This is a genomic window from Rhodococcus sp. MPR-R1B (assembly GCF_058793255.1).
Map to the genome: position 1 here is coordinate 174,221 of NZ_JBXAFO010000001.1, position 25,705 is coordinate 199,925.

The 25,705-nt window shown below is 62.1% G+C and carries 23 protein-coding genes; 11 read left to right on the plus strand and 12 right to left on the minus strand.

The genetic code is table 11. The features are described from left to right. Position 1: 1 nt before the first annotated feature. The 5 genes from AC1Q61_RS00840 to hsaA form a co-directional block, all read right to left on the minus strand. Positions 2 to 883: an SMP-30/gluconolactonase/LRE family protein gene (locus AC1Q61_RS00840; RefSeq protein WP_007732692.1), complete on the minus strand. Its 882-nt coding sequence runs from the start codon at positions 881 to 883 to the stop codon at positions 2 to 4. Positions 884 to 964: 81 nt separating this feature from the next. Then, complete coding sequence (locus AC1Q61_RS00845) at positions 965 to 1,426, minus strand: SRPBCC family protein (RefSeq protein ID WP_007732694.1); 462 nt, start codon at positions 1,424 to 1,426, stop codon at positions 965 to 967. Continuing rightward, positions 1,419 to 1,778, minus strand: a complete 360-nt coding sequence (locus AC1Q61_RS00850; RefSeq protein ID WP_007732695.1) for an ArsR/SmtB family transcription factor — start codon at positions 1,776 to 1,778, stop codon at positions 1,419 to 1,421. The genes AC1Q61_RS00845 and AC1Q61_RS00850 overlap by 8 nt, the downstream gene beginning before the upstream one ends. A gap of 65 nt (positions 1,779 to 1,843) precedes the next feature. Beyond that, positions 1,844 to 3,136: a type I glutamate--ammonia ligase gene (locus AC1Q61_RS00855; RefSeq protein ID WP_118606682.1), complete on the minus strand. Its 1,293-nt coding sequence runs from the start codon at positions 3,134 to 3,136 to the stop codon at positions 1,844 to 1,846. Positions 3,137 to 3,174: 38 nt separating this feature from the next. Further along, positions 3,175 to 4,341, minus strand: a complete 1,167-nt coding sequence (hsaA, locus tag AC1Q61_RS00860; RefSeq protein ID WP_042448427.1) for a 3-hydroxy-9,10-secoandrosta-1,3,5(10)-triene-9,17-dione monooxygenase oxygenase subunit — start codon at positions 4,339 to 4,341, stop codon at positions 3,175 to 3,177. 237 nt (positions 4,342 to 4,578) lie between these two features. Between hsaA and AC1Q61_RS00865 the strand changes: the two genes are divergently transcribed. Genes AC1Q61_RS00865 through AC1Q61_RS00880 form a run of 4 tightly spaced genes read left to right on the plus strand, consistent with a single transcriptional unit; the run spans position 4,579 to position 7,345 of the window. Then, entirely contained in the window at positions 4,579 to 5,742 is a 1,164-nt protein-coding gene (locus AC1Q61_RS00865) for a 3-ketosteroid-9-alpha-monooxygenase, oxygenase component (RefSeq protein ID WP_492650761.1), read from the plus strand. Beyond that, complete coding sequence (locus AC1Q61_RS00870; protein WP_003940353.1) at positions 5,720 to 6,016, plus strand: hypothetical protein; 297 nt, start codon at positions 5,720 to 5,722, stop codon at positions 6,014 to 6,016. The genes AC1Q61_RS00865 and AC1Q61_RS00870 overlap by 23 nt, the downstream gene beginning before the upstream one ends. Before the next feature lie 30 nt (positions 6,017 to 6,046). Beyond that, on the plus strand, positions 6,047 to 6,835 hold the full coding sequence (locus AC1Q61_RS00875) for an SDR family NAD(P)-dependent oxidoreductase (RefSeq protein WP_020909164.1): 789 nt from the start codon (positions 6,047 to 6,049) through the stop codon (positions 6,833 to 6,835). A gap of 51 nt (positions 6,836 to 6,886) precedes the next feature. Next, on the plus strand, positions 6,887 to 7,345 hold the full coding sequence (locus AC1Q61_RS00880; protein ID WP_003940631.1) for a nuclear transport factor 2 family protein: 459 nt from the start codon (positions 6,887 to 6,889) through the stop codon (positions 7,343 to 7,345). Between the two features lies 1 nt (position 7,346). Here the strand turns inward: AC1Q61_RS00880 and AC1Q61_RS00885 are convergent, their stop codons facing one another. Continuing rightward, positions 7,347 to 8,141, minus strand: coding sequence for an SDR family NAD(P)-dependent oxidoreductase (locus AC1Q61_RS00885; protein WP_192712209.1), 795 nt, complete (start codon positions 8,139 to 8,141; stop codon positions 7,347 to 7,349). Positions 8,142 to 8,355: 214 nt separating this feature from the next. On the opposite strand from AC1Q61_RS00885, the gene AC1Q61_RS00890 reads away from it, so the two are divergent. Continuing rightward, positions 8,356 to 8,934 (plus strand): GNAT family N-acetyltransferase, encoded by a 579-nt coding sequence (locus AC1Q61_RS00890; RefSeq protein ID WP_042924843.1) that lies wholly within the window; start codon positions 8,356 to 8,358, stop codon positions 8,932 to 8,934. Here the strand turns inward: AC1Q61_RS00890 and AC1Q61_RS00895 are convergent. The 6 genes from AC1Q61_RS00895 to AC1Q61_RS00920 all read right to left on the minus strand — a co-directional run bounded on the left by AC1Q61_RS00895 (position 8,925) and on the right by AC1Q61_RS00920 (position 18,782). Continuing rightward, the gene (locus tag AC1Q61_RS00895) at positions 8,925 to 9,431 is read right to left on the minus strand and encodes a ClbS/DfsB family four-helix bundle protein (protein WP_007732702.1); all 507 of its coding nucleotides are present in this window, start codon (positions 9,429 to 9,431) and stop codon (positions 8,925 to 8,927) included. The two genes, AC1Q61_RS00890 and AC1Q61_RS00895, sit on opposite strands and share 10 nt — an antisense overlap. 87 nt (positions 9,432 to 9,518) lie before the next feature. After that, positions 9,519 to 10,454, minus strand: a complete 936-nt coding sequence (locus AC1Q61_RS00900; RefSeq protein WP_007732711.1) for an alpha/beta fold hydrolase — start codon at positions 10,452 to 10,454, stop codon at positions 9,519 to 9,521. Between the two features lie 32 nt (positions 10,455 to 10,486). Continuing rightward, positions 10,487 to 11,566, minus strand: coding sequence for a dipeptidase (locus AC1Q61_RS00905; RefSeq protein ID WP_007732718.1), 1,080 nt, complete (start codon positions 11,564 to 11,566; stop codon positions 10,487 to 10,489). A gap of 92 nt (positions 11,567 to 11,658) precedes the next feature. Continuing rightward, complete coding sequence (locus AC1Q61_RS00910) at positions 11,659 to 13,053, minus strand: serine hydrolase domain-containing protein (RefSeq protein ID WP_003940270.1); 1,395 nt, start codon at positions 13,051 to 13,053, stop codon at positions 11,659 to 11,661. Between the two features lie 217 nt (positions 13,054 to 13,270). Further along, entirely contained in the window at positions 13,271 to 14,026 is a 756-nt protein-coding gene (gene hutC / locus AC1Q61_RS00915) for a histidine utilization transcriptional repressor HutC (RefSeq protein WP_024487384.1), read from the minus strand. A gap of 109 nt (positions 14,027 to 14,135) precedes the next feature. Continuing rightward, on the minus strand, positions 14,136 to 18,782 hold the full coding sequence (locus AC1Q61_RS00920) for an NAD-glutamate dehydrogenase (protein ID WP_252194537.1): 4,647 nt from the start codon (positions 18,780 to 18,782) through the stop codon (positions 14,136 to 14,138). A gap of 234 nt (positions 18,783 to 19,016) precedes the next feature. Between AC1Q61_RS00920 and AC1Q61_RS00925 the strand changes: the two genes are divergently transcribed. The 6 genes from AC1Q61_RS00925 to AC1Q61_RS00950 all read left to right on the plus strand — a co-directional run bounded on the left by AC1Q61_RS00925 (position 19,017) and on the right by AC1Q61_RS00950 (position 25,699). Continuing rightward, a complete protein-coding gene (locus AC1Q61_RS00925; RefSeq protein ID WP_007732726.1) occupies positions 19,017 to 20,186 on the plus strand; it encodes an acyl-CoA dehydrogenase family protein in 1,170 nt (389 codons plus the stop codon). 11 nt (positions 20,187 to 20,197) lie between these two features. Beyond that, a complete protein-coding gene (locus tag AC1Q61_RS00930) occupies positions 20,198 to 21,340 on the plus strand; it encodes a CaiB/BaiF CoA transferase family protein (protein ID WP_003940060.1) in 1,143 nt (380 codons plus the stop codon). 37 nt (positions 21,341 to 21,377) lie between these two features. Further along, positions 21,378 to 22,040: an IclR family transcriptional regulator gene (locus AC1Q61_RS00935; protein WP_003939923.1), complete on the plus strand. Its 663-nt coding sequence runs from the start codon at positions 21,378 to 21,380 to the stop codon at positions 22,038 to 22,040. Positions 22,041 to 22,159: 119 nt separating this feature from the next. After that, positions 22,160 to 22,951, plus strand: coding sequence for an IclR family transcriptional regulator (locus AC1Q61_RS00940; protein WP_047270693.1), 792 nt, complete (start codon positions 22,160 to 22,162; stop codon positions 22,949 to 22,951). Positions 22,952 to 23,060: 109 nt separating this feature from the next. Further along, positions 23,061 to 24,629 carry a histidine ammonia-lyase gene (hutH, locus tag AC1Q61_RS00945; protein ID WP_007732730.1) on the plus strand — a complete coding sequence of 523 codons (1,569 nt, stop codon included), beginning with the start codon at positions 23,061 to 23,063 and terminating at the stop codon, positions 24,627 to 24,629. Continuing rightward, positions 24,626 to 25,699, plus strand: coding sequence for a histidinol-phosphate transaminase (locus AC1Q61_RS00950; RefSeq protein ID WP_042926104.1), 1,074 nt, complete (start codon positions 24,626 to 24,628; stop codon positions 25,697 to 25,699). Before hutH ends, AC1Q61_RS00950 begins: the two co-directional genes overlap by 4 nt. The last annotated feature ends 6 nt before the right edge of the window (positions 25,700 to 25,705 follow it).

The window sequence follows — 25,705 nt, forward strand, 5'->3', positions numbered from 1 at the left end:
ATCAGATCAAAGGCTCCAGGCGAATCGACAGCAGCTTTCCTTCGGTAGCCACCTTGCGAGCGTGTTCATTGAAATCCGGTGCGGCACAAACGAACAGGGTACGACCGTCGGAACCGCCGAGTCCGCAAGCGAAGACACCGCTGTCGAAGGCAATTTCGTCGACTATCTCCCCGCTGGCGCCCACATGAAGAACACGGCTTCCGAGGGCATCGGCCACCCACATCGAATCGTCTCCGTCGATACAACACCCGTCCGCCGCAACGACGATCTGAGCGAGGGTGGTCTCCATCTCGGGTCCACCAGGCACCGGCCCGAACGACGCCCAGTCGCGGCGTTCACCCAGAGAGCCGTCGGCCTGGACGGCAAACGCACTGATTCGATTTCCCAGCGTTTCGTCCACGAGCAGATCTCCGGTCGACGTCAGAGCCATTCCGTTGGGGAAGTGGAGATCTCGCGCGACGACGTGCACCGATCCGTCCGGGTCGACGCGGAGGAGATCTGCCGTCTCGACGGGGGCCAGGTTCATCAGATCGAACCCGAAGTTGCCCACGTACGCTCGTCCCTGTGCGTCGACCAGCATGTCGTTGACGTTGGCACTGACGTACCCGGACAAGTCTGCGTGCACCACCAACTCGCCATCGGATTCTCGCCGCAGAATCTTCTGGTCCCGCATGGAGACGACCAGTAATCTGCCGTCCGGAAGCCACCCCAGCCCGGACGGCTGCCCTGGAACCTCCGCCTCGACGCGTATGTCTGTCCCGTCCTCGCAGGCCGAAATCACCTGGTAGGTGTAGAAGTCCGATACCCAGATCCGGTTCTCGTGCCAGCGCGGGCATTCGAAGTAGGTGTATCCCTCGAGAACTACCGCAACTTCTGGTGCCATCAGGCTCTCCTGCGTCGGTGACGAATGGACTATCAGCCCCATTCAATCACCGGCACCGCTGTCGCGGTGTCCGATTCCCGACTAGTCGCCGGCGCGAACTTCGTCCAACACGTCGAAAGCGGATTCCCATCCGTCGTACGCATTCCCGTCACCCTTGAATCCCGGAATTCCTACCAGGTGGAAGGTCATTTCGGTCTTGTCACCCCGTTCTGCGAGCGTGACCGTTATCCGAGGTGCGGCATCCACTGGATCACTCGGATTTCCCCAGGTGAAGACCAGCCTCTTCGGCTCGTCGACCTCGAGATAGGTTCCGCCGGTGGGGTACTCGGCTCCGTTCTCGTCGTTGATCATCAGGTAGCGGTACGTTCCGCCAACCCGGGGGTCGATCGTGACGTACTCCCGAGGACTGCTGACACCCTTCGGATGCCACCAGCGCGCCGCCTCGTCGGGGTCGGTCCACGCCTGCCAGACAAGGTCGCGCGGCGCATCGAAGATCCGGGTGATGGTGAATTCTGCAGTGGCATCGACGTTCTGGTCACTCATTGTCCTTCTCCTTCTTCGGTCGAGGTTGCTTCAGCTCACGTAGACGCTCGTCGAGGAGGTCGAAGCGTTCGTTCCAGCCTCGCCGGTGTTCGTCGACCCAGGCGCTGGCGTCGTCGAGACCCTCTGCGCGAAGGGTGCACGTGCGCCATTGCGCGGTGGCGGTTCGTTCGATGAGACCGGCTCGCTCGAGCACCTTCAGATGCTGAGAGATGGCGGGTCGACTCATTTCGAACGGCTCGGCCAACTCACCGACGGTCATCGAACCATCAGTGAGGCGAGAGAGCATTTCACGCCTCGTCGGGTCGGCCAATGCGCTGAACACTGCATCGAGTCGGCCACTTCGCTCGTCCATGTAAGCAACTCCTTAATTAAGGAATAGCTTAAACATAGGACTCGACATCTTGCGCGTCAACCCTTTCAGCTCCAGGTATATCGAAGCCGCTCGACGGTTGTCGCCTCGTCCATCTGGGAGAAAGTCTCGCGCTCAACTCCCTTCACTGACACCATCGCTTCGATGATCGACTCCCCGAAGATTTCCTTCGCCACCGAGGAGGAGTTGAACTTCTGCACTATCTCGCGCAGATCGGTGGGGACTCGGGTCACCCCGCGCTCATCACGTTCCGCCTCCGTGAGAGTCGACGGGTTCACCACAATTTCCGGCGGCAATGGCGAGGCATTGCCGATACCGATATGCGAAAGGCCAAGTATCGCAGCGGTCGCCAGATACGGGTTGGCCGATGGATCGACGATTTTCACTTCGGCGTTGGCGCCGTGTGGATTCGACGGTGACTCTGCGCAGAACCTCAGTGCCGCTTCCCGGTTCTCGAGCCCCCAACAGACGTAGGCCCCCGACCAATTGTCCGGTCGCAGCCTGACCCCGGAGAGCGGTGAGGACGCAAAGACGGCCGTGAATTCCGTGAGGTGAGAGAGGATTCCACCCAAAGCTGATGATCCTTTGTCGGTCATCCCGTACTCCTGCCCGCCACCGGAGAAGACGGGCCGCCCACCTGAGTTCAACGAAAAGTGCTGGTGTGCACCGTTCCCTGCACCTCCGATCGTAGGTATCGGTGAAAACGAGGCCGCCAATCCATGGGCTCTGGCAGTGCGGCTGATCAAGATCCGGGCCAGTATCACCAGGTCGGCAGCCTGAACAGGAGTTGCCGGAGCGATGGAGATCTCGAATTGTTCCGGTCCGTACTCTGCATGAACTTGCTCGATATGAAGTTGTGCGCGTTCGGCATTGCGCAGAAGGTCCTTGAGGAAGTCCTCGCGGCGCAGGACTGCACCTAACCCGTACGCCGACCACGCTCCGTTGCACGCATCACCGAAAAGAGCGAACTCGATCTCGTGACCCACCCGAGCTTCCAGTCCGTCGGCGGCAAGCCGCGCCACGACGGCAGTGAGTGCGGACCGAGTACACACGGCAGCCGTCGCACCGTCTTGCTCGTGCAACGTCGCCGGCGCCCACGACACGCCCCCTCCGAGATCACGGAGGTCGGAGCGGTCGATACGCAACCGGAGATCACCCACGACGGAAAAGGAATCGGTGAAGGCAATCCGATCGTCGCTACAGAAGACGTTCCAGCTCGGTGAGACTCCCGCACCGGCTTTCTCGAAGACACCGGTTCGGCCGGCCGGCATCACCTTCGCGCGCGCGACACCCGCCATGTCGACGATCGAGCCGATGGTCAGAGCCGGTACTTCCCTCATCCAAAGGCAAATACCCCACCCGGTGACGCGCCAACCCGTCAGATCAGGTTGTCCTCCACCGGCAGTCCGAACGCCGCCCGGCCGTAGAGCGCCAACGCGCGCTCGGGTTCGTTGGCAACGTGAACGCTGCCCGCATGAACGTCACGCCACGCACGCTCGATCGGGTTTCCGCGAGAGAGGGAGTTCCCGCCTGCCGTCTTGAAAAGCATGTCGATCGCTTCCACCGAGCGTTCCGTCGCACGAACCTGATCACGACGCGCACGCAGCCTCATCGAGAGTGGGAGCTCCTGACCGGCCACAGCAAGTTCGTACATCTCCCGGATATTGCGATCCATCTGCAGAATCGCAGCATCGATCTCCGACGACGCACGTGCGACGGCGACCTGAGCGAACTGATCCTCACTGAACCGTCCACCACCCAAACTCAGACGGACGCGCTCACGCATCACGTCCAGGTACCCCTCGTAACAACCGGCGACGATGCCCACACACGGAGCGGCAACCGTCGAGGTGAAGATGCTCCCGAACGGAAGCTTGTACAGCGGACCAGGATTGACTGCTTGGCCTGGGCCGCGAAGTTGTGCGGTCTCGTAGTTGCGCTTCAATCGGTGCTCGGGAACGAAGGCCTTGTCGACCACGATCTCGTTGCTCGCGGTGCCGCGCATCCCCACGACATCCCAGACATCTCGGATCTCGTAATCCGTACGCGGCACCAACACCGTCATGAAATCGACGGGACGACCATCCATGCCGACCACCATCGCGCCCAGCAATGCCCAACTCGCGTGATCACAGCCGGAAGAGAAGCCCCACTGGCCCGACAGTTCGTAACCACCGTCCACCGCCGTCAGTCGACCGACCGGCGCGTAGGCGGACGAGATGAGCGTCGTCTGATCCTCTCCCCACACGTCGGCCTGCGCTCGGTCGTCGAAAAGTGCAAGATGCCACGGGTGCACCCCCACCACCGACGCGACCCAACCGGTCGAGCCGCAGGCAGCCGAGATGGCCCTGACCACTTCGTAGAACTGAACCGGGTCGCTCTCGGCACCTCCGTATCTTTTCGGCGCCAGCATGGAGAAGACGCCGGCTTCGGACAGCTCCCGGATGGTCCGTTCGGAGATCTTGCGCGAATCGTCGACCTTCTGAGCGCGGGCCGCGATCTTCGGAAGCAGATCACGGACTGAACTCAGAACCTTGTTGACCATGGGAGACACTCCTCGCACCGAACCGTGAGGGAGCGGATCGGCAGATAGACATAACGGCTGCCCCGTCACGATATGTCGGTCACGCGTTCCGGTGATCGGAAGTCCCGGAGGCCGGGATCAGCCGCCGGATCCTCGCGCTCGCCGCTGGTCCCGGCCAGTGAGACGAGACCCCAGAGGCAATTCACGCTCCCCTAGCGTCGGGCGTCGACACTGCCCCTGGAAAGGACGGGACTCATCGTGACGATCACTCAGTCCGACAACGACGAGGTTCGCGAGATCCAAGCTGGAACCGCGCCTACACGCTTTGCGCGTGGATGGCACTGCATTGGACTCACGGAGTCCTTCAAGGACGGCCAGCCGCACTCCATCGAGGCGTTCGGCACCAAACTGGTCGTCTTCGCCGACAGTGAAGGCAACGTCAAGATCCTCGACGCGTACTGCCGTCACATGGGTGGCGACTTGAGCCAGGGCACCATCAAGGGCGACGCCATTGCCTGTCCGTTCCACGATTGGCGCTGGGGCGGCAACGGCAAGTGCCAGAAGATTCCGTACGCACGCCGCGTCCCCCCGCTGGCCAAGACGCGCGCCTGGCAAACCCTCGACCAGGACGGCATGCTCTTCGGCAGGCATGACCCCGAGGGCAACCCGCCGACCGACGACGTGGCTATCCCCCGCATCGAAGGCGCGCTCAGCGACGAGTGGAGCGACTGGGTCTGGTACACCACGACCGTCGACACCAACTGCCGTGAAATCGTCGACAACATCGTCGACATGGCGCACTTCTTCTACGTGCACTACTCCTTCCCGACGTACTTCAAGAACGTCTTCGAAGGCCACGCCGCAACGCAGTACATGCGCGGCGTCGCTCGCTCGGACATGCGTCCCCACGCAGCCGGCACCCCGAAGATGGTCGGCAGCAACTCGGTTGCCACGTACTTCGGCCCCTCCTTCATGGTCGACGACCTGACCTACGAGTACGAGGACTACAACGTCGACTCTGTGCTCATCAACTGCCACTACCCGGTCAGCGCTGACAAGTTCGTGCTCCAGTACGGCATCATCGTCAAGAAGTCGGATCGCTTCCAGGGTGAAGCCGCCGACGCGATGGCCGCGAACTTCGGCACGTTCATCGCCAAGGGCTTCGAGCAGGACGTCGAGATCTGGAAAAACAAGACTCGCATCGAGAACCCGCTCCTGTGCGAAGAAGACGGCCCGGTCTACCAGCTCCGTCGCTGGTACGAACAGTTCTACGTCGATGTCGCGGACATCGCTCCCGAGATGACCGAGCGCTTCGAATTCGAACTCGACACCGCGCGACCCGTCGCAGCCTGGCAGAAGGAAGTCGAAGACAACCTCGCTGCAAAGAAGGCAGACGAAGATGCAGCCTCTTCAGTGCGCTGAGTGCAAGGCTCAGGTCCTGGTCCAGAAGAACAGTTGGGAACACACCACCGTTCAGTGGAGTGACCAGGCCCGCGCCCAGTGCCTCGAAATCGCCGACGACCGTGAATTCGGGCAGCGAGAGGGACGACCCGGTGCCCCTCGCAAGCAGTGCGGCGCCTTGATCGCGTCCATCGTGAACGCTGCAACAGCGGGCGAACTCGAGATCCTCAACGACGAGCCGGTGCCTCAGCCGATCGTCGACGACAGCGAACCCGTACCGACTCCGTTTCACTAGTCAAGCCAACATCTTTCGAAGAAGGTAGTAATGATCGATCCTCAGTACTACGGCCCGTGGGCAGTCATCGCCGGCGGTTCAGAAGGTGTCGGCGCAGGGTTCGCCGACGAGCTCAGCAAGATCGGCATCAACCTCGTTCTCATCGCCCGCAAGCCGGGCCCGCTCGAGGAGACCGCGGCCAAGGCACGCGCCAACGGCGTCGAAGTACGCACTCTCGCATTGGATCTGCTCGTTCCGGACGCGCTCGATCAGATCAAGGCTGTCACCGACGACGTCGAGGTTGGTCTCCTCATTTTCAACGCCGGCGCCAACAGCTACGGCCACGAGTTCGTCACCGGAGATCTGACGGGATTTGCCGGAGTCATCGAGCTGAACATCAACAAGCAGCTCGAACTCTCGCACCACTTCGGCGGATTGATGAAGGATCGCGGACGCGGCGGCATCATGCTGCTCGGTTCGCTGGCCGGATTCATGGGCTCCGAGCACCAGAGCATCTACGCGGCGTCCAAGGCATTCGGGCGCATCTTCGCCGAAAGCCTGTGGCTCGAACTCCAGCCGTACGGCGTTCACGTCGTCGAGTTCATTCTCGGTGTCACTCGCACACCCGCTATGATTCGCGCGGGACTGAACTTCGACATCCCGGGCATGAACGTCGCAGAGCCCGAAGATGTTGCACGTGAAGGTCTCGAACACCTTGCCGACGGCCCGATCTGGGTGGCTGCAGGAAACTACGAAGGCGCCAAGAAGCGCAGTGGCTTCCCCCGAGACAAGATGGTCAAGGGCGCTGCCGAAGCGATGCGCAAGCTGCTCAACCGCTGACATCTGCTGTGCGCCTTTATTAACCCCCCGACGTTAAGAAAGGCGCACAGCATGAGCATCGACATCACCACTCTTCTCGACGAACGCGAGATCACCCGCTCCATCTTCGAGTTCGCCCGAGCCATGGATGCGCGAGAGTGGGATGAACTCCACCGGATCATGACGCCGGACGCTACGGCAGAATTGGGCACCGGAACTCTGCGCGGACCCGCCGAGGTAGTGGCGTCCATCCGCTCGTTCCTCGACGAGTGCGGTCCCACCCAACATCTGATCGGTAACGTGCTGGTCGAGGTGGTCGGCGATCTCGCCACCAGCCGCTCCTATGTCAGCGACATGCATGTGGGCACCGGGAGCAAGGCTCACCTGAACTTCTTCACCCTCGGCGACTACCACGACTCATGGGCGCGGATCGACGGAAAGTGGCGAATGACGCACCGCACCAAGCATTCACACGCCAGTCAGGGATCCATCGAGGTTCTGGGCGCCGGCCCCAGCGGTTGGCGGAGCTGATTCAGCTCAACATCGACGAACGGCCGGTCGCGAGCGGACTCTTGCTGGTGAGTCCGCCGTCGACCACCAGGGTCTGCCCCGTCATGTAGCGAGATTCGTCCGAAGCCAGGTAGACCATGGCATGCGCGATGTCTTCGGGTTCGCCGAGGTAAGGCAGGGCGTTTGCCTGCTTCATGCCGTCGATGACATCAGCGGGGATGTTGTCCACGAGAGCGGGTGTCATGATCGCGCCCGGCGCTACGGCATTGCACCGAACACCGTTTGCTCCGTACTGGACTGCGATGTACTGCGTCAGACGAATGACTGCCGCTTTGGCGGATCCGTAGGCAGACTGCAGGGAATCCCCGATCAATCCACCTACCGAGGCCGTGTTGACGATCGATCCTCCACCGGCACTGTTCATGTGCGGAATGGCAAGTCGTGAAGCGACGACAGTGCTGCGGACGTTGAGCGACATCACGCGATCCCACTCGTCCAAGTCCATCCGGAGCAGGTCGAGATCCTTGCGCGGGTTACTACCGCCCACGTGATTACACAGGACGTTGATGCCGCCGAATTCGGCGACCGCCTTTTCGATCATCGCTGCCAGAGAGTCCTCGTTCATGACATCGACGCCGAAACCCAGTGCATTGCCACCGGTCTCGCGAATCGCCACCGCCGCTTCCTCTGCACGCGCAGGATCGAGGTCGGCGACCAACACCTTGGCGCCCTCTGCCGCCATGAGTTGTGCTGCTGCACGCCCGATTCCACTGGCGGCGCCTGTGATCACTACACTCTTGCTTTCGAGCCTGTTCATATCTGTTCCTTTCGCGGAGAATCGCCGTACCCGGATCTCACGTGCCCGGAGTTGACAGCTCGGCGATTGCCCGATCACTACCAGTCAACGCAGGATCGACAGCCTCGTCCAACTTTCTTGAATGAACTCACAAGTACGTGACCACGGCCCGCGCACCTGCTACACCGCCGAAATCGAGTGGCGACGGAAGACCTCACTGTGCTGAAGTGGCACTATGCAGAATTCTGTTCGACCGCTGTCCATCGACGACCTCGACCGTGCCGCCGAGGTTCTCGGCGAGGCGTTTGCCGACTACCCCTGGACGAACTGGTGCGTCGCCGAAGACTCCCACGTGGAACGCGTCGCGACTCTGCAACGGATCTACCTCGAACACCTGGCACTACCGTTCGGGCGTTCCTACATAGACGATTCCGGCAACGGCGTCATCGCAGTCCTGCCGCCGGACGCTCCAGAGCCTGATGAAGCGACCGTCGAGAAGATCGTCGAACTGCACGGAGATCGGTTCGAGCGCGTTCTTCAGGCTTACGAACAACTGTCTGCGCTTCCCGTCCCCGACAACGCGTGGTCGTTGGCAACGATCGGTACGACGCCGCGCTCACGCGGAACCGGATTGGGTTCTGCGCTACTGAAACATGCTTTGGCGGAACTGGATCGAACCGAACAGAATTGCTGGCTCGATACGTCGACCGAACGAAATCTACCGCTGTACCAACGGTTCGGTTTCACGATCGTCGGCCAGACCTCGCTCCCCGACGGACCGGACGTATGGCGGATGCATCGACTTCAGAGCTGATTGTTCGACTTCAGCACTCGCCGAATCATTTTCGACAACGACGCGTATTGGGTGATCGTGTTGACGGCGATCCACCTCGAGACCGGCCACGTCCGGGTCCACGAGAAAACCCCGACCGACAGCAGTTGATCATCGTCAAGGGTCTCGATGTAGTTGCGCAACATCGCAACAGCAGCTCCCAAGCGGTCACGAAGCTCCTGAGCCGGAATGTCGATGCTCGCGTCGACAACCGACTGGTTCAGTGCGGGTGTTTGCGTCCACTTGTAACCCGCCGCCGGCGTCTGCGGAGCCTCGTCTCGCAGCCCGGCACCTATCCACTCTGCGACGGCCTCTGCCCACCAGACACGCACAGCGAGTACGTCGTGCACCGTCCACGCGTCGACGGCAACGGCGTCGAACGCATCGGCCTCGGCGACGCCGTCGAGTAACGCCTCGAGTTTCGAATACGCCGAGTCCAGCTCGCTCACCAGTTCTTCGCGTGACCAGGTCTGCGCCACAATGCCTCCGAACGATCAGTGGAGAAGAAAGAAGCGGGACCATCTCGACTCGATGGCCCCGCCTCCAACTTTAACGTCCTCCCGGATTCAGTTCAGCTCACCCAAGAACCTTCCGAGGTTCTCGGCGATTTCCTTCGACCTGGTGTGGTGCAGGTAGTGGTCTCCGTCCAGCAAGATCACCTCTCCGTGATCGACGGAGGCTGCCTGCCCCTCGTGCAGCTCTGTCCAGCCCTGAACTTCTGAATTGTTCACGGCGAACAACAGAATCGGAAGATCGGCTGGGAACGTCTTGCCGATTGCTTCAGCGAAGTTACTGGAAAGATGATCCATCTCGTTGAGATAGGTATCGCTGAAGTTGTTCTTCGCAGTCAACTGTCGCATCTCGTCCTTTGCGGCGGGATCGAGGTACTCGTCCGAGGCTTCACCACCGACGACCTTGGACAGCAATTCCGCCAAGCCCAATTGCCTTCCAACTCGGAGTGCGTCGATCGGGAATTTGGTATCCATGTTCGGCTGCCCTGGAACACTGCTGTCGATACCCACGAATGCGGTGACCTCGTCACGGTACTTCGCGGTGTAGTCCAGCGCATAGAGACCAGTGATCGAGTGCCCCATGAGGATGTATTCGTCAATTCCCAGCGACTGTACTGCCGTATGAATCTCTTCGACGATGTTCGCAGTCGTGCGGTCCTTGTCCGTTCCGTCACTGTAGCCGTAACCGAAGGGCTCGATCGTGACGACGCGGTAGTCGGGTGCGAGCTCGTTGACAAGCGGTGTGAAGTCGAGAATCGGTGCGGACGTTCCGAACCCGGGTAACAGCACTATGGTCTGATCGCCGTTGCCGCGGATCGAGTAGCTCATGTTCTTTCCGTCGACGGACACGAACTGGTTGCCCGTCTCCCCGGCCGGAACGCTCGCTTTGCTGGAGCCGACATTGAATACGAGCGCTATCGATACCAGCACAACCAGAACTACGGACACCGAAGCAACCAGCTTCAGTGCAACGGTACGAATCTTCTTCATTCTCATCCTCATCTTCTCGGGCGTCGATACGGCTAGGAAAGGCTCGACATCGAGGCCGCACTGGTCTCGTCGAGCACACGCAACACGTTGTTGCCCATCAGCTTTGCCAAGTCCTCCGCGGACCAACCGCGTTCCGCCAGACGGTCTATCAACACCGCGAAACCGGATACGTCCTGCATACCGTCCGGAAAGTCGTCGAACCCATCGTAGTCACTGCCCAAACCGATGTGGTCGATGCCCGCGACGTCTCGGGCATGCTCGACGTGGTCGGCGAGATGGTCCACTGTCATCGCCGGTCGTGGGCCGACTCGCCCGCCTTTGAACCACTCGTTGTACTCGGCAGAAAGGAACATGGGTACAAAGGCGATCATGATGACCCCGCCGTTGTCCGCGAGCAGTCGCATGACGTCGTCGGGAACATTACGGGGGTGACCGCATAGCTGAGAGCACGACGAATGGCTGAAAATCACCGGCGCCGAAGACGTCTCGATGGCATCTCTCATCGTTTCCACCGAGACGTGCGACAGGTCGACGAGTACGCCGAGCCGATTCATTTCGCGCACGATCTCGCGACCGAAGTCGGTCAGCCCGCCGTGTACTCGAGTGTCCGTCGCGGAGTCCGCCCACCCGGTGTTGTCGTTGTGCGTCAGCGTCATGTACCGAAGACCAAGGCGCGCCATCATTCTCAGGACACCGAGCGAGCTGCCGATGCTGTGACCGCCCTCCGCGCCCAACAAGGACGCGACCTTGCCCTCGCTCCAGATGCGACGCACGTCGTCACCTGTACGCGCGAATTCGAAAGTATCCGGATATCGCTCGATCATCCGGTACACGTAGTCGATCTGTTCGAGTGTGTACTGAACCGCCTCTGGCTCCGTCCGGTCACACGGGGTGTAGACCGACCAGAACTGCGCACCGACGCCGCCGCGACCGAGTTTGTCGATGTCGGTTTGGAAGATGGAATCCTTCTCGAGATTCTCCACCGAGTATGCGGCAGTTTCGCGAGCCGTCCAGGCCAGATCGTTGTGACCGTCGATGACCGGCGCAAGGCCGTAAGCATCGAGTGCCGCGGGGTGATTCACGTCCGGAAAAGGAGCGAGAGGTTTCATCATGAGTTTTCCTCGAAAAGTAGTGCGGGCAGGTCGAGGGCCCTCATCGCCTTCGACCTGCCCGAGATTTCATTCAGCGGAGAGAATCGCCGCGACTAGTCGGAAATCTTCTTGAAAAGCCTTGTCATGTACAGATATTGCTCGCCATCGATCGTGAGATGAGCCATCTCACCCGAAGCGCTCTCGTTACTGATCAAGAACCTGGAGGCGGACAGAGGTACGACCTTGGTGGGCGGAGCCGGCGGCTCGCCGTCGATCTCGACCTTGGCGAAGTTCTGCACCTGGAATCCGCCGTCCTCGCCGCGCGTGAGTTCGATTCGCACGGTTGTCGATTCATAGGTTCCGAGAATGTGCGACAGGTCGATGTCTTCCGCATTCGGCTCGGACTTCGGTTCCGGCAGAACGAGATCGAGCTCCTGGGCGATCTCCTTCTCGATGTCGTGGGCCAGGGCGCCGCCGCCACGCGAGTTGGTCACCACGGCCATGGCGAGACCGAGCTCGGGGAAGGTGTGAAAACGAGTGATCTGGCCGATTGTCGCACCACCGTGCTGCGCGGACGTCACGCCGCCCCAGTCGGACAGGATCCAGCCGAGACCCCAGGCCTGATCGACGCTCGAGACCGCGGTCAGGTCGAATTGCGGAGTGCGCATCAGGCGCGCGGATTCTTCGGACAGAATGCGTTCACCCGTCAATGCGAGTCCGTCACGCATGTGTGCAGCACCGAAGGTCAGGAGCGAGCTGACCGATCCGGTGATGATCCCGGCCGGACCGATACCGCGCGGAAGCAGCCACTGCTTGGTCGGAATCACCTTGTCCGGCGACGTCCGATCCGGGTTGGCCACATGGCCGACGGCCGTGCGGAACAGCGGCGCGTCCTTGGCCTTGGTGATGATGTGCGTCAATCCGAGTGGCTTCCAGAGATATTCGACCAACGCCTCGTCCCACGTCATCTCACGAAGGACCTCGACGATGCGGCCGGCAACGGCAAAACCCGCGTTGCTGTAACTCAGATGCCCGCCGGGCTCGGTGACGCTGATCGCGGTCGCGAGTTCGTCGACGTACTTCTCGACGCAGTCGTCACCGTCACCGGTGTCGTTGAACAGGTCTCCGTCGATACCGCTTGTGTGCGTGAGCAACTGGCGGATCGTGATTTCCTTCGTGTTGGAAGGATCCGCGATCGTGAACTCCGGAAGCACCTCCACCACCAGGGTGTCCAGCGTCAGCTTGCCCTCGTCGACGAGCTGCATGATCAGCGTCGTCGTCCAGATCTTGCTCGCGGATCCGTACTGGAACAGGGTGTCTGCGTCGACGTCGACGCGCGTGTTCAGGCTCGTCACTCCGGTGGTGATGACACGGATGTCCGCCGCGCCGTCTTCGCCCAGCGCGATCACACCGACCTGCGCGCCCGGTACCGAATGCTTGGCTGCCAGTTCGTCGAGGCGTTCCTGCCACTTCGGGGCGACAAGTAGGTCCTTGGGCAAGTCGGTCACAGGTCGAACTCCTTCGATCATGGAAGCGAGCGGCGTAGACGGCGTTGCTGGGATCCGCTCAGGTCTCACTCGTCGGGAAGTGAGGTTGCGGAAGCAATAACCGTCCACCCATGATCTCAGTGTGCTCGCAGTCACGTCCTGGTCGATTGCACCGAAGTCGGCCCCGAAAATGGTGCAATCGGACGAGCGAGTGTTCAGGATTCGCCATTCGAAACGATCAGCGCTCGAAGGTTCCTTCCAAGCGATTGCGTGAACCCGGATGGATCAAGCGCGCCGCGCTGACCAATCCGTTAGCCGACCAGGTGCGGCGGCGAATCAGCAGGCACGGTTCCCCGCGATCGATGCGTAACAGCTCGCATTCGTCCGGGCTACCCAACACCGCTTCCACGACATGCTCGCCGCGAACCAGAGGCGCAACGTCACTCAAGTAGTTGTTGGGGGTGATCGCGGTGAAGTCCTGGCGCAGATAGTCGGGCGCCTCGTTCGGATTCACGAATCGGTCTTCCACCTGAATCGGAGTTTCGTCCTCGAAGTGCACCATCAGCGAATGGAACACCCGTTTGCCCACCGATTCACGAAGGAACGTCTGCCCGTGGTCGGTTTCTTCCTCACGAACGAAGACGACCTCGGTTCGATGACGGTGGCCGCGGCGCTGAATCTCGTCGGCGATGTTCTTGACTTCGAACAGCGGGGACGCGGTCTTCGTGGCGGCGACAAAAGTACCGACCCCCATCATCCGCACGATCAGACCGTCGCTGGTGAGTTCGCGAAGCGCTCGATTGATCGTCATTCGTGACAACCCCAGCGCACTGACCAGTTGATTCTCCGAAGGCAGCTGATCGCCTTCGGTCCACCGACCCGAGTTGATCTGCGAGACCACGAGGTTCTTGACCCGTTCGTAGGCAGGGGCGGACTCGCCGCCTGCCTCGTTGAACAGCACGGCGAGTTCTGCGTCCACTTCGGCAATCGCCATCGCCACCACCCGTTCGTCGAAAACCACCGAGTCGGTTCTCCCGTTCGGCCTCCGAAGTCTATCCGCCTCGTGCACCTTTCCGATCCATCCGCGAGCGTCCGCGCCGGACCTAACCCACCATGCGCCGCAATTGGCTCGTCGCAACCGAAAGCGCAGCAAGATCGTGTTGCCCGGACGCCTCGATCTCTGCGAGCGCGAGAGTGGACCTCTCGATTCTCGACGCATTCCTTTCTTCCCACCTCGAGAGTTTTTCCGCTGTCGTGTCACCCGCTTCCGCGTCGGCCAAGACGTCGAGGGTCAGGGCCCGCACCGTCGAGTACAACTCGTCCCGCAACGACAACCTCGCCAACGCGTTCCATTTTCCGTCCTTGCTCAATGCCGACACTCGATTGAGCATCGGGACGAGCCCAACATGCTCACCGAGCCGGAAATAGAGTTCGCCGGTCTCCGAGATCGTCCGATCGGCGAGGTCCGCGATCTCCACCACGTCGAGCAGTCCGAACTGATCGAGCAATATCTCCACTCGCCTGACCAGGTTCTCCGGCGCGCCTTTGTCCGTGATGAGGACCGTTCGCGCAGCCAGGTTCCGCTGATCTGCGCCTACCAGCCAGCCATCGAGCTCGGCCGACGCCTCCGCGATGCGATCACCGAATCTGCTGATCTCGGCCCCGACGGCCAGCGGTTGCGGACGACGTGTCAGCATCCACCGTGACGCCCGGTCGAGCAGTCGCCTGGTGAGCAGGATCAACTCGTCGGACACTGCGGTCGAGATCGAGGCTTCGCTGATGTCGTGCCACAACTTCCACAGTCCGAACACCTCGGAGACCACAGTGAAGGCACGTACTGCGTCTTCCGGATCAGCGCCGACTTCTTCACCGAGCCGATGCGCATAGGTGATGCCGCCTCGATCGATGACGTTGTTCGTCAGCACTGTCGCGACGATCTCGCGACGAAGTGGGTGCCGGTCGAGGGCGTCACCCCCTGCAACTCGAACGCCCTCCGGAAAATAGTTCGCCAGCACCTGGCGGTAGATCTGGTTGTCGATCGAGCTTCCTTCCAACAGCGTGGATTTCAGATCGAGCTTGACGTGGGCCATCAGTGTGGCGAGTTCCGGCGACGTCAGCCCCGTTCCCGACTTCTCGGCCGCGGCGAACTGCTTCTTGGTCGGAAACCCTTCGATGACACGGTCGACGATCCCGCGCGATTCGAGGTTGGAAATCACTCTGCCGTGCACACCGATCATCGCCCCCGCATCCGCCCGCGTGGTACCCATCAGTTCGTTCTGCGAACGGTTGTCTGCGAGAACGAGTTCTGCGACCTGGTCGGTCAGCGATTCGAGTAGTGCGTCACGACGTGAGTCCGTGACGACGCCTGAGCTGATCAGGGAGTCGAGAAGGATTTTGATGTTCACCTCGTGGTCGGAACAATCGACTCCGGCCGAATTGTCGAGGGCGTCTGTGTTGATCCGTCCACCGCGGCGTGCGTATTCGATCCGTCCGGCCTGGGTGAGGCCGAGATTGCCTCCTTCACCGATCACTCGGGCACGCACTTCGTTGCCGTTCACCCGAACGGCGTCGTTGCTCTTGTCGCCGACTTCGAGGTCGGACTCACCGGAGGCCTTGACGTACGTTCCGATGCCGCCGTTCCACAACAGATCTGCCGGGGACCGCAGAATCGCCCGAACCAGTTGCGGTGGAGTCAGTTCGGTGACGTCGCCCTCGAGGCCCAGGGTTTCTCGCATCTCGTCACTGATCGGAACGCGCTTCGCCGAGCGTTCCCACACTCCGCCGCCGGCACTGATCAAGGTCGGGTCGTAGTCGGCCCACGAGGATCGGGGGAGCGCAAAGAGACGTGATCGCTCGTCGTACGAGCGCTCAGGCGACGGGTCCGGATCGACGAACACGTGCCGATGATCGAACGCCGCGATCAGGCGAATGTGCTTGCTGCACAACATACCGTTGCCGAAGACGTCGCCACTCATGTCTCCGATCCCCACCGCGGTGAAGTCATCGTGCTGGGTATCGACGCCGAGCTCACGGAAGTGCCGCTTGACACTTTCCCAGGCGCCCTTCGCCGTGATACCCATGGCTTTGTGGTCGTAGCCGACCGACCCGCCGGACGCGAAGGCGTCGCCGAGCCAGAATCCGTACTCCGCGGCAACCTCGTTCGCGATGTCGGAGAACTTCGCAGTTCCCTTGTCCGCGGCGACAACAAGATACGTGTCGTCCCCGTCGTGGCGAACGACCCGCCGCGCCGCGACAACGGCCCCGCTCTGCTTGTCGACGTTGTCGGTCAGATCGAGTAGTCCGCGAATGAAGGATCGGTAGCAATCGATCCCGGCCGCCAACGCAGCTTCTCGGTCTGCGTCTGCGCCCAGCCCTGGAACCGGTGGGCGTTTGACGACAAATCCGCCCTTCGCTCCGACAGGCACGATGACCGCGTTCTTGACTGCCTGCGCCTTCACCAATCCCAGTACCTCGGTGCGAAAGTCCTCTTTCCGATCCGACCAGCGCAAGCCGCCGCGAGCCACCGTACCGAAACGAAGGTGCACACCTGCTACATCGGGTGAGTACACGAATATCTCGAACTTCGGTCGAGGGAAAGGCAATACGGACAGCTTCTCCGAATCGAACTTCAACGAGAGCGCGCCGAGCGATTGAGTCGGATACACGAAATAGTTGGTACGCAACGTGTTACGGACCAGTTCGGACAACGCGCGCAGGATCCGATCGGCGTCGAGTCCTTGCACCTGCGCCACGGCCGTTTCCACGTCCGCTGCTGCACGTGCACCTCGATCTCCGTCGACGACGTCAGGATCGAAACGGCTCTCGAACAATTCGCACAATCTGCCGGCGATCTCGGGATGATCGGCAAGTACCTCGGCGACGCGACCGGTGCTGTAAGGAAATCCCGCTTGCTGCAAGAACTCCGCGTATGCCCGCAGCACCACTACCTGTTTCCAGCCGAGTCCCGCGATCGCGACCAATTCGTTGAACGAGTCCGGCTCGGCGTCACCGTTTCGAACCGCGGCAAACGTCGCCGCGAATCGCGCGGCAAAGTTGTCGAAGCCTTCGACCGGAGCACTCGGATAGTCGAGCGTGAACTCGTAGATCCTGGACTGTTCGGTTCCCGCCGGTGCGATCTCGTACGGACGCTCGTCGACCACTTCGACGCCCAGGCTCTGCAATACGGGCAGCACCTCGCCCAGCGAGAGCGGATCACCCGAGACGTACAGCCCGAGACGGTGAGTACCCGGTCCGTCGACAGAACGGGCCAACCTTGGACTTACTTCTCCGGGCGCGAGGCCCTCGAACACCGCCATGTCCTCGGCGGCTCGGACAGCGTCGAAATCCTGCTTGTATGCCACCGGAACGCGCTCGGCGAACCGAGCACGCCTGCGCCGCTCGTCGTAGTGCGAAGCATCCAGAACGAATCGTTCGTCCCACGTCAGGCACGCGTCGACGACGAGGTCCCGAATCTCCCGTGCTTGTCGCGCCGACGCGAAGTTCGCGCCGCCGCCGACTGTGGCCGTGAAATGTACGACGGCCAAGGGGGATTCCGAGACTCGACTGGAGAACTCGATATTGTGGGCACCGAGTGCGTCGGCGAGTACCGACTCGGCCGTTGTTCTGATCGTCGTACTGAATTTCTCGCGCGGAACGAAGAGCAAAGCCGACAACTCTTGATCTCGCCCTGTCACCGGGGAACTTCCCACCGGTTGCAAGAACAGATGGATCGATGTGCGGCCGTCCACGGAAGTGAGTTCGTCCAGCGCGTCCGCGATTCGGGCCGGCTCGGCCGCCAGGAGCACTGTGACCGGAATCGACTGAATCACTGCCAGCATCGATTGTCCGACAAACGAATCGACGGTGGATCCTGAGGCCTCGAAGATGTCTGCGACGCGTCCTCGCACGAGCGGGGTTCGCCTGACGTCGGCGACGATACCGGTCGCGGTGAAGAACCCGACGAATCGGTACGCACGGTCGCCGACGGACACGTCGATCTCGGTGGCGTATTCGGATCCACCGAACCCTTGCCGGAGGTACACCACTGCAATCGCGAGGGGCGCCGCTTTCGAATCCGAAGAGCCGGTTGGATCGGGGAGCACGCCGATGGCGTACGGCTCGTCACTGTCGACAGTTCGCGCACCACCGATGACACTGAAGTTTCCGGCGCTGCACCACCGGAGAAAGTCAGCTTCTTCGGCGTAGCCGTTCGAGTCCAGTTGCTCGCGCGCCTCGTCGACGAGGTCCCGCAGGGGCACGGAATCGCGGAAGGCACGCGCGATACGGTCGAGGATTCCGGCGACGTCGTCCGCGATCACCTGCGCCTGCGCGTCCGAACAGTGTGCGGGTAGTCCTATGTGGATCCATGATTCGGTGTGCTCCCCGGCCCGGGCGTCTTCGGTGCTGTGCGCCGGTTGTACGGCTGTGCGAAGCACGGGGTGCACCACGAATTCAGGTTCCACGCGGGCACGGGCAAGTGTCGCCAAGACCGCTTCGACGAGCTGCGGCATGTCGTCGCCGACGTATTGAATCGCGGGGCCATCCCCTAACTCCCCGGCCGGCGCGAGTCGCGAGATCGACGAGTTGTGTCCTCGTCGACGCGAAAGGTCCATGTGCGCGGCGACAATCGCCAGCTTGCGGTCTTCGGCGAGCGCAGCGTATCGATCCGCCGACAAGCCCTCGAAATACGTACTGGACACCCTCCTCACATTCTCGGAGTCCGGTGTCGTGTCGACTGAAACGAGGCTCATGTCAGCACCTTCCGTCGAAAGCCACGCTGCTTCCGACTTGTAGTGGGTTCGATCCGCAATCAACTTGTCTATACAGGCTTAGACAAGTTGATCATTGCAGAACGTGAGCCGCGACACAACAACTTCACCCCTGGACAAATTCGCCACCCTCGGCCATAGTCAGTCCATGCCAACTAGTGGCAATTAGATTTCATTAGATGAAATTCGTAACTATTCCGCCTCGAAGGAGCCCCCGTGACTACCCAGACCGCGCCCGACACCGACAGCGTCGATCTCGCAGAGTTCCGCAGCACTGTCCGAGCCTTCGCCAACGCCGAGATCCACCCAGGAGCAGCCGCACGCGACGAGTCCAAGGAGTTCCCGGCGCAGCTGGTCAAGCGCCTCGGGCAGCAGGACCTCATGGGCATTTCCGTGCCCGAGGAATTCGGCGGGCTGGGTCTGTCGACACGAACCCAACTGGTCGCCATCGAAGAAGTTGCACGCACCGACGCCGCGCTGGCATCGATCTACACCGCCCACTACCTGGGCCTCGAGCCGATTCTCGTCGGCGGCTCCGAAGAGCAGAAGCATCGCTGGTTGCCCCAGCTCGCGTCGGGCGAACTACTGGCCGGCTTTGCACTCACAGAACCCGATGCCGGCTCCGACATCGCCTCGATGCGTACCGTCGCCCGACGCGAGGACGACGGCTGGCATCTCTCCGGATCGAAGACGTACATCTCCAACGCCAAGGAAGCCGACCTGGTCGTGCTCTTCGCCAAGACGGACCCGAGCGCAGGATTCCGAGGCATCACCGCCTTCGTCGTCCCCAAGGGAACTCCGGGAATCAGCTACTCGGAGCCGCAGGACAAGATGGGAATTCGTTCGGCCCCGACGTACACCGTCTACCTCGACGACGTCGTTCTGCCGCTCGACTCCGTGATCGGCACCGAAGGTCGCGGCGGCAACATTGCCTTGACCGCCCTGAACCGAGCACGCATCGACGTAGCGGCAATGGCAAACGGCATCGCTCTGCGCGCTTGGGAACTGGGACGCGAGTACGCAACGGAGCGAAAGCAGTTCGGCACGCCGATCTTCGACTTCCAGGCAATCCAGCTACTCCTCGGTGGCTGCGACGCGCAACTTGTCGCATCACGCGTCACCGCAGACTGGGCCGCCGACGTCAAGGACGCCGGTCAGGACATCCGCCGCGCCGCATCGATTTCGAAGTACGTCGCCACCGAAGCCTGCTTCTCGATCGTCGATCAAACCGTACAGATCCACGGTGGCGCAGGTTTCATGCGCGAATCGGAAATCGAACGCCTGTACCGCGATTGCCGCATTCTCCGCATCTTCGAGGGCACCTCGCAGATCCAGTTGCTCACCATTGCCGGCAATGCTCCGTCGCCGCGTTCCACCGAGTTCTGAAAGGCGCGGACATGACTGCACTTCCCCCACTCGACGGCATCCGGGTCATCGACCTCTCGCGCGTCCTTGCCGGACCCTACTGCACCGCACTGCTTTCCGACGCCGGTGCGGACGTCGTCAAGATCGAATCCGAACACGGTGAAGACTCTCGGCACCTCGGCCCGTTCCGCGACGGCGAGAGCATCTACTTCAACGTGCTCAATCGTGGCAAGCGTTCGGTGGCACTCAACCTCAAGAACGACGAGGACCGTGAGGCGCTGCTGACGCTCATCGAGACCGCCGACGTCGTCGTCGAAAACTTTCGCCCCGGCGTCACCAAGCGCCTGGGAATCGACTACGAGGCTGCGCGGGCTCGCAATCCGCGCATCGTGTACGCGTCCATCTCCGGTTTCGGACAGGACGGGCCCATGTCCGGAGCCGCCGCCTACGACCTTGTAGTCCAGGCTCTTTCGGGAATCATGAGCATCACCGGTTCGGAGGAATCCGGGCCGACACGGTTGGGTGAGTCGTTCGGCGACCTGGTCGCCGGGCTGTTCGCCGCCTGGGGAATCAGTACCGCCCTGCTGAGTGCACGGGCGAGCGGACTCGGGCAGCACCTTGACGTCGCGATGTTCGACAGCATGCTCGCCATGCTGCCGACAGCACACAGCCAACTGCAATCCACCGGGCTCACTCCCCCACGCGTCGGCAACCGTCATCCGGTGTCAACACCGTTCGACACCTACAAGGCCGACGACGGACTCTTCGTCCTCGCAGTTGCGAGCCAGTCGGGTTTCGAGAAGCTGGCGCAGACGATGAATCGCGTCGACCTGATCGCAGATCCCCGATTTGCCGACGACACCGCCCGGACCGAGAACGAACCGGCACTGCGCAAGGAGATCGAAAACTGGGCTGCCGGAAAGACCGTCGCCGACGTGGTCGGTATTCTCGGCGACGCGGGCCTCGCCGGCTCGGAAATCTGGGACGTCCAGCAGGCACTCACCTCCGCGCAGGCCGAGTATCGCGGAGTCGTCGAATCGTTCGAGCACCCGGTAGCAGGAAAAATCTCCTACGTACGACAACCCGTCGTGTTCGGTGATAGCCGACGCCCCGATGTCCGCCGCAGTCCCCTGCTGGACGAGCACCACGGTGAGGTACTGCCGGGCTCGCGATAGATTCAGCGCAGACATCCCTCGGCACTTGGAGTAGGACATGGCCCCCGGCGACGTGACCCGCAGCGCGAATCGCACGTTCGAACTTCTCGGTGCGATCGTCGAGCACGGCGGGTTGACGCTCGGCGACGCCGCCAAGGCAACCGATCTGGCAACCAGTACCGCGCTTCGCCTGATCAGAAGCCTCGAACAAACCGAGTTCGTCGTCCGCGGCGAGGACAACGTCTATCGCGTCGGCCCGCGGCTACTACAGATCGGGGCTCGCGCACTCGGTGACAATCAACTGTTGCCGAGAGCGCGGCCCGCGATGAAGGCCATCGCCGAAACCACGAGAGAGTCGACCTACCTGTCGACGAAGGGACCGAAAGACACTGCGCTGTATCTCGATCAGATCGAGGGCACGCACGCGATCCGCCACATGGGGTGGGTGGGCCAGAGCGTTCCCCTGGACGGCACCGCCGTCGGCGCAGCGTTGAGCGGCAAGGTAGGCGAGAGCGGGTACGCCATTGCGCACGACACCATCGAGGATCACTCGACCGGAGTTGCCGCGCCGATCTACAACGCGGTCGGTCAGATAGCCGGAGCGCTCAGCGTCGTCGGCCCGACATTCCGTCTGACGGACGAGGTCTGCGCCAGCCACGGTCGTGTCTTGGTGGAGCACTGCGCCCGGTTGTCCGCGGAACTCGGCAGCCAGACACCCTGACCACCCCGAGCACTTGGCGATTCAGTCTCGTATCCGAGCACTTGGCGATTCAGTCTCGTATCCGAGACAATGTGGTTCCCCGCTCCCACCTCAGCCCTACCCGTAAGGACACACCCCACATGACGACGAGCCGCGTGAAATCTGCTGAGCGCGTGCTCGACGTGCTCGATCTCCTGGCCCGCCGGGGTGTGCCGCTGGCGACGGCAGAAATCTCCAGCGCCCTCGAGCTGCCGAAGAGTACGACGCATCACCTCCTCAATGTCATGCGGGATCGACGGTTCGTCTCGTACTGGGCTGATCAACGCGCCTGGACCCTGGGTGTCTCGGCGTTCGAAGTCGGTGCGTCGTACATGCGGTCCGGCCCACTTCACCGTGAGGGCCAACGATTCATGCTGGCACTCACTCAGTCGACCGACGAGACCTCCCATCTGGCGGTACTTCAGGGTTCTGACGTCATCTACCTCGACAAACGTGAACCACTGAAGCCGGGCGTGCGATTGGTGACCGAAATCGGGACTCGCCTTCCGGCGCATCTCACCGCAGTCGGGCGCGCGATTCTGAGCCGTCTGGACGTGGAACAGATCAGCGCGCTCTACGAGGGATACACCTGGCCGACGCGGACCGGAACGGGACCGTCGACGCTCGCCGAACTGCGAGAACTGCTCGCCGCAGCACGTGATAGCGGGTACGCGGTCGAAGAGAATGCGACGACATCCGGGATCAATTGCATCGCCAGCCCCGTGATCACACGGGACGGTCGTCCGGTCGCAGCTCTCGGCGTCACCTTCCTCTCCGGCTCCAAATCGGCCGAGGAGAGTGCCCTGATCGCCGACCGAGTGCGCGCCGTCAGCGCCGAGTTCTCCGCCGATCTCGGAGATCGAATGGTGGAGACCCCGACCGCAGACATGTAGCAAAATTCTCCGTTCCGTACTCTGCGGGCCTTGTTTTCGTCTCATATTCAAGACTAGAGTCTCGTATACAAGACTTGTTGGATCACCACCGCATCATCATTGGAGTCCCATGAACGCCACCCCTGCCACCCAGACAGCCACCCGAACCATCGAGGTCGGAATCGGCGCTGTCACCATCGCCGACGTCGTCGACGTCGCGCGCAACGGATACGGCGTTGCATTGACCGCGGAATCACTGGCCGCGATCGCCGAAAGTCGTGCACGCATCGAAGCGCTGGCCGCAGACCCCACACCGGTCTACGGAGTTTCCACCGGATTCGGCGCACTTGCCACCCGGCACATTCCGGCGCATCTGCGGACACAGTTGCAGCGCAGCCTGATCCGCTCACATGCGGCAGGTTCGGGACCGGAAGTCGAACGCGAAGTGATCCGGGCCTTGATGCTTCTGCGTCTGTCGACGCTCGCCACCGGGCGAACCGGAGTGCGCCCTGTAGTCGCACAGGCGTACGCCGACCTACTCACCGCAGGCATCACCCCGGTGGTGCACGAATACGGCAGCCTCGGATGCTCGGGAGATCTGGCACCACTGGCGCATGTGGCGATGGCAATCATCGGTGAAGGTTCCGTCCGCACCGCCGACGGTGAACTCACCGATGCGGCAACGGCATTGGCTGCCCATGGTCTCGAACCGGTGGTTCTGGCCGAGAAGGAAGGCCTCGCACTGATCAACGGTACCGACGGGATGCTCGGTCAACTGGCCCTTGCGATCACCGATCTCGATCATCTGCTCAAGTTGGCCGACATCGCTGCCGCCATGAGCGTCGAGGGCTTGCTCGGCACCGATCAAGTGTTCGCCGCCGATCTTCAGGCGCTTCGCCCCCACCCCGGACAGGGCGCGGCCGCCTCGAACATGGTGCGCTTGCTTGCCGACTCCCCGATCGTCGCCAGCCATGCGGGCCCTGACTGCACCAGAGTTCAGGACGCGTACTCACTGCGGTGCGCACCGCAGGTTGCCGGCGGCGCACGCGACACCGTCGATCACGCCCGACTGGTTGCCGGGCGCGAATTGGCCAGTGCTGTCGACAATCCCGTCGTCACTCTCGACGGAAGGGTTCGGTCGAACGGTAACTTCCACGGAGCTCCCGTGGCCTACGTCTTGGACTTTCTCGCCATCGTGACCGCGGATGTCGCGGGGATCAGCGAACGCCGCACCGACCGCTTCCTCGACGTAGCACGCAATCACGGTCTGACCCCCTTCCTCGCCGACGACCCCGGTGTCGACAGCGGACTGATGATCGCGCAGTACACACAAGCTGCCATCGTGTCCGAACTCAAGCGACTCGCGAGCCCGGCCAGTGTCGATTCGATTCCCTCCTCGGCCATGCAGGAAGATCACGTCTCCATGGGATGGTCGGGTGCACGCAAGCTCCGCCGGTCCATCGACGGTCTCACCCGAGTTCTCGCGATCGAGATACTGACTGCAGCAAGAGGAATCGATTTGCGCTCCCCACTCGAGCCCTCCCCCGCCACCGGAGCCGTCCTTCGGACCCTGCGCGAGAAGGTGCAGGGGCCGGGTACCGATCGCTTCCTGTCCCCCGAGATCGAGGCCGCGGTGGACTTGGCGGCATCGGGTGCACTTGTTGCGGCTGCAGAGAACGCGATCGGCGCCCTGGCATGAGCGCGCCCGGTGCGCTGAGGCCTCGCCCCCGACCCGAAATCGAAGCGCTTCCTCGATACTCCAAAGCCGCCGGCCTCGAGCAGGTTCGGTGGCGGGCGTCGAGCAACGAGTCGACGGTTGCACCCTCGGCGGCCATTCTCGAGGCCGTCAATCTCGCGGCCTCACACTCACACTTGTATCCGTCGCTGTTCGGCGACACACTGATAGCCCGGTTGAGCGACCGTCTGGGCGTGGGCGACGACCAGGTACTGGTCGGCGCCGGGTCGTTGGCACTGCTCCAGCAGGTATTGACCGCATACACGGGCCCTGGCACCGAAGTCGTCTACCCGTGGCGCAGCTACGAGGCGTACCCGATACTGATCGGAATCGCCGGGGCGAGCGGTGTACCCGTCGCACTCGATTCCGAACATCGGCATGATCTGAGTGCAATGGCGGCAGCCGTGACGCCGCAGACCCGCGCAGTACTCGTCTGCAACCCCAACAATCCGACCGGAAGCGAGTTCTCGACCGCGGAGTTCGTCTCGTTCGCCCGCTCGATCCCGAGCGACGTCCTCATCCTTCTGGACGAGGCTTACCGGGAGTTCGCGACCAGCGACGTCGACGGCGTCGACCTGCTTCGAGCCTTTCCCAACATAGTCGTCTTCCGAACCTTCTCCAAGGCTTACGGATTGGCCGGACTTCGTGCCGGCTATGCCGTCACCAACTCGGCGATCGCAGCGGATCTTCGCAGCGCTGCACCGCCCTTCGGGCTCAGCGCCGTTGCCGAGGCCGCGGCCTGCGCGGCCCTGACCAATCCGGCACACACCGATTCGATAGTCGAAACGGTGACCGAGGGTCGTTCTCACCTACGTGAGCAATTGGCTCTGCGCGGCGTCGAGACGGTCCCGAGCGGTGCCAACTTCGTGTGGATCCCTCTCGGCAAGAGAGCTTCTGCACTCGAAGCGGCCTGCGTCGCGCAGGGTGTCTCGGTCCGGATGTTCCCCGGCGAGGGAGTGCGGGTGACCGTAGGTGAGCGGGCAGCAGAAGACGCCGTGATCTCCGCTGTGGATGCACTCGCACACAACCTTTGACCGACT

What these genes read in the sequence shown, in the direction of transcription:
- AC1Q61_RS00880 (WP_003940631.1), top strand. Translation starts at nt 6,887, where the DNA reads ATGAGCATCGACATCACCACTCTTCTCGACGAACGCGAGATCACCCGC.
- AC1Q61_RS00935 (WP_003939923.1), top strand. Translation starts at nt 21,378, where the DNA reads ATGGCCCCCGGCGACGTGACCCGCAGCGCGAATCGCACGTTCGAACTT.
- AC1Q61_RS00920 (WP_252194537.1), bottom strand. Translation starts at nt 18,782, where the DNA reads ATGAGCCTCGTTTCAGTCGACACGACACCGGACTCCGAGAATGTGAGG.
- AC1Q61_RS00900 (WP_007732711.1), bottom strand. Translation starts at nt 10,454, where the DNA reads ATGAAGAAGATTCGTACCGTTGCACTGAAGCTGGTTGCTTCGGTGTCC.
- AC1Q61_RS00940 (WP_047270693.1), top strand. Translation starts at nt 22,160, where the DNA reads ATGACGACGAGCCGCGTGAAATCTGCTGAGCGCGTGCTCGACGTGCTC.
- AC1Q61_RS00950 (WP_042926104.1), top strand. Translation starts at nt 24,626, where the DNA reads ATGAGCGCGCCCGGTGCGCTGAGGCCTCGCCCCCGACCCGAAATCGAA.
- AC1Q61_RS00905 (WP_007732718.1), bottom strand. Translation starts at nt 11,566, where the DNA reads ATGATGAAACCTCTCGCTCCTTTTCCGGACGTGAATCACCCCGCGGCA.
- AC1Q61_RS00870 (WP_003940353.1), top strand. Translation starts at nt 5,720, where the DNA reads ATGCAGCCTCTTCAGTGCGCTGAGTGCAAGGCTCAGGTCCTGGTCCAG.
- AC1Q61_RS00855 (WP_118606682.1), bottom strand. Translation starts at nt 3,136, where the DNA reads ATGAGGGAAGTACCGGCTCTGACCATCGGCTCGATCGTCGACATGGCG.
- hutH (WP_007732730.1), top strand. Translation starts at nt 23,061, where the DNA reads ATGAACGCCACCCCTGCCACCCAGACAGCCACCCGAACCATCGAGGTC.
- AC1Q61_RS00885 (WP_192712209.1), bottom strand. Translation starts at nt 8,141, where the DNA reads ATGAACAGGCTCGAAAGCAAGAGTGTAGTGATCACAGGCGCCGCCAGT.
- AC1Q61_RS00875 (WP_020909164.1), top strand. Translation starts at nt 6,047, where the DNA reads ATGATCGATCCTCAGTACTACGGCCCGTGGGCAGTCATCGCCGGCGGT.
- AC1Q61_RS00850 (WP_007732695.1), bottom strand. Translation starts at nt 1,778, where the DNA reads ATGGACGAGCGAAGTGGCCGACTCGATGCAGTGTTCAGCGCATTGGCC.
- hutC (WP_024487384.1), bottom strand. Translation starts at nt 14,026, where the DNA reads ATGGCGATTGCCGAAGTGGACGCAGAACTCGCCGTGCTGTTCAACGAG.
- AC1Q61_RS00930 (WP_003940060.1), top strand. Translation starts at nt 20,198, where the DNA reads ATGACTGCACTTCCCCCACTCGACGGCATCCGGGTCATCGACCTCTCG.
- AC1Q61_RS00845 (WP_007732694.1), bottom strand. Translation starts at nt 1,426, where the DNA reads ATGAGTGACCAGAACGTCGATGCCACTGCAGAATTCACCATCACCCGG.
- AC1Q61_RS00890 (WP_042924843.1), top strand. Translation starts at nt 8,356, where the DNA reads ATGCAGAATTCTGTTCGACCGCTGTCCATCGACGACCTCGACCGTGCC.
- hsaA (WP_042448427.1), bottom strand. Translation starts at nt 4,341, where the DNA reads ATGGTCAACAAGGTTCTGAGTTCAGTCCGTGATCTGCTTCCGAAGATC.
- AC1Q61_RS00840 (WP_007732692.1), bottom strand. Translation starts at nt 883, where the DNA reads ATGGCACCAGAAGTTGCGGTAGTTCTCGAGGGATACACCTACTTCGAA.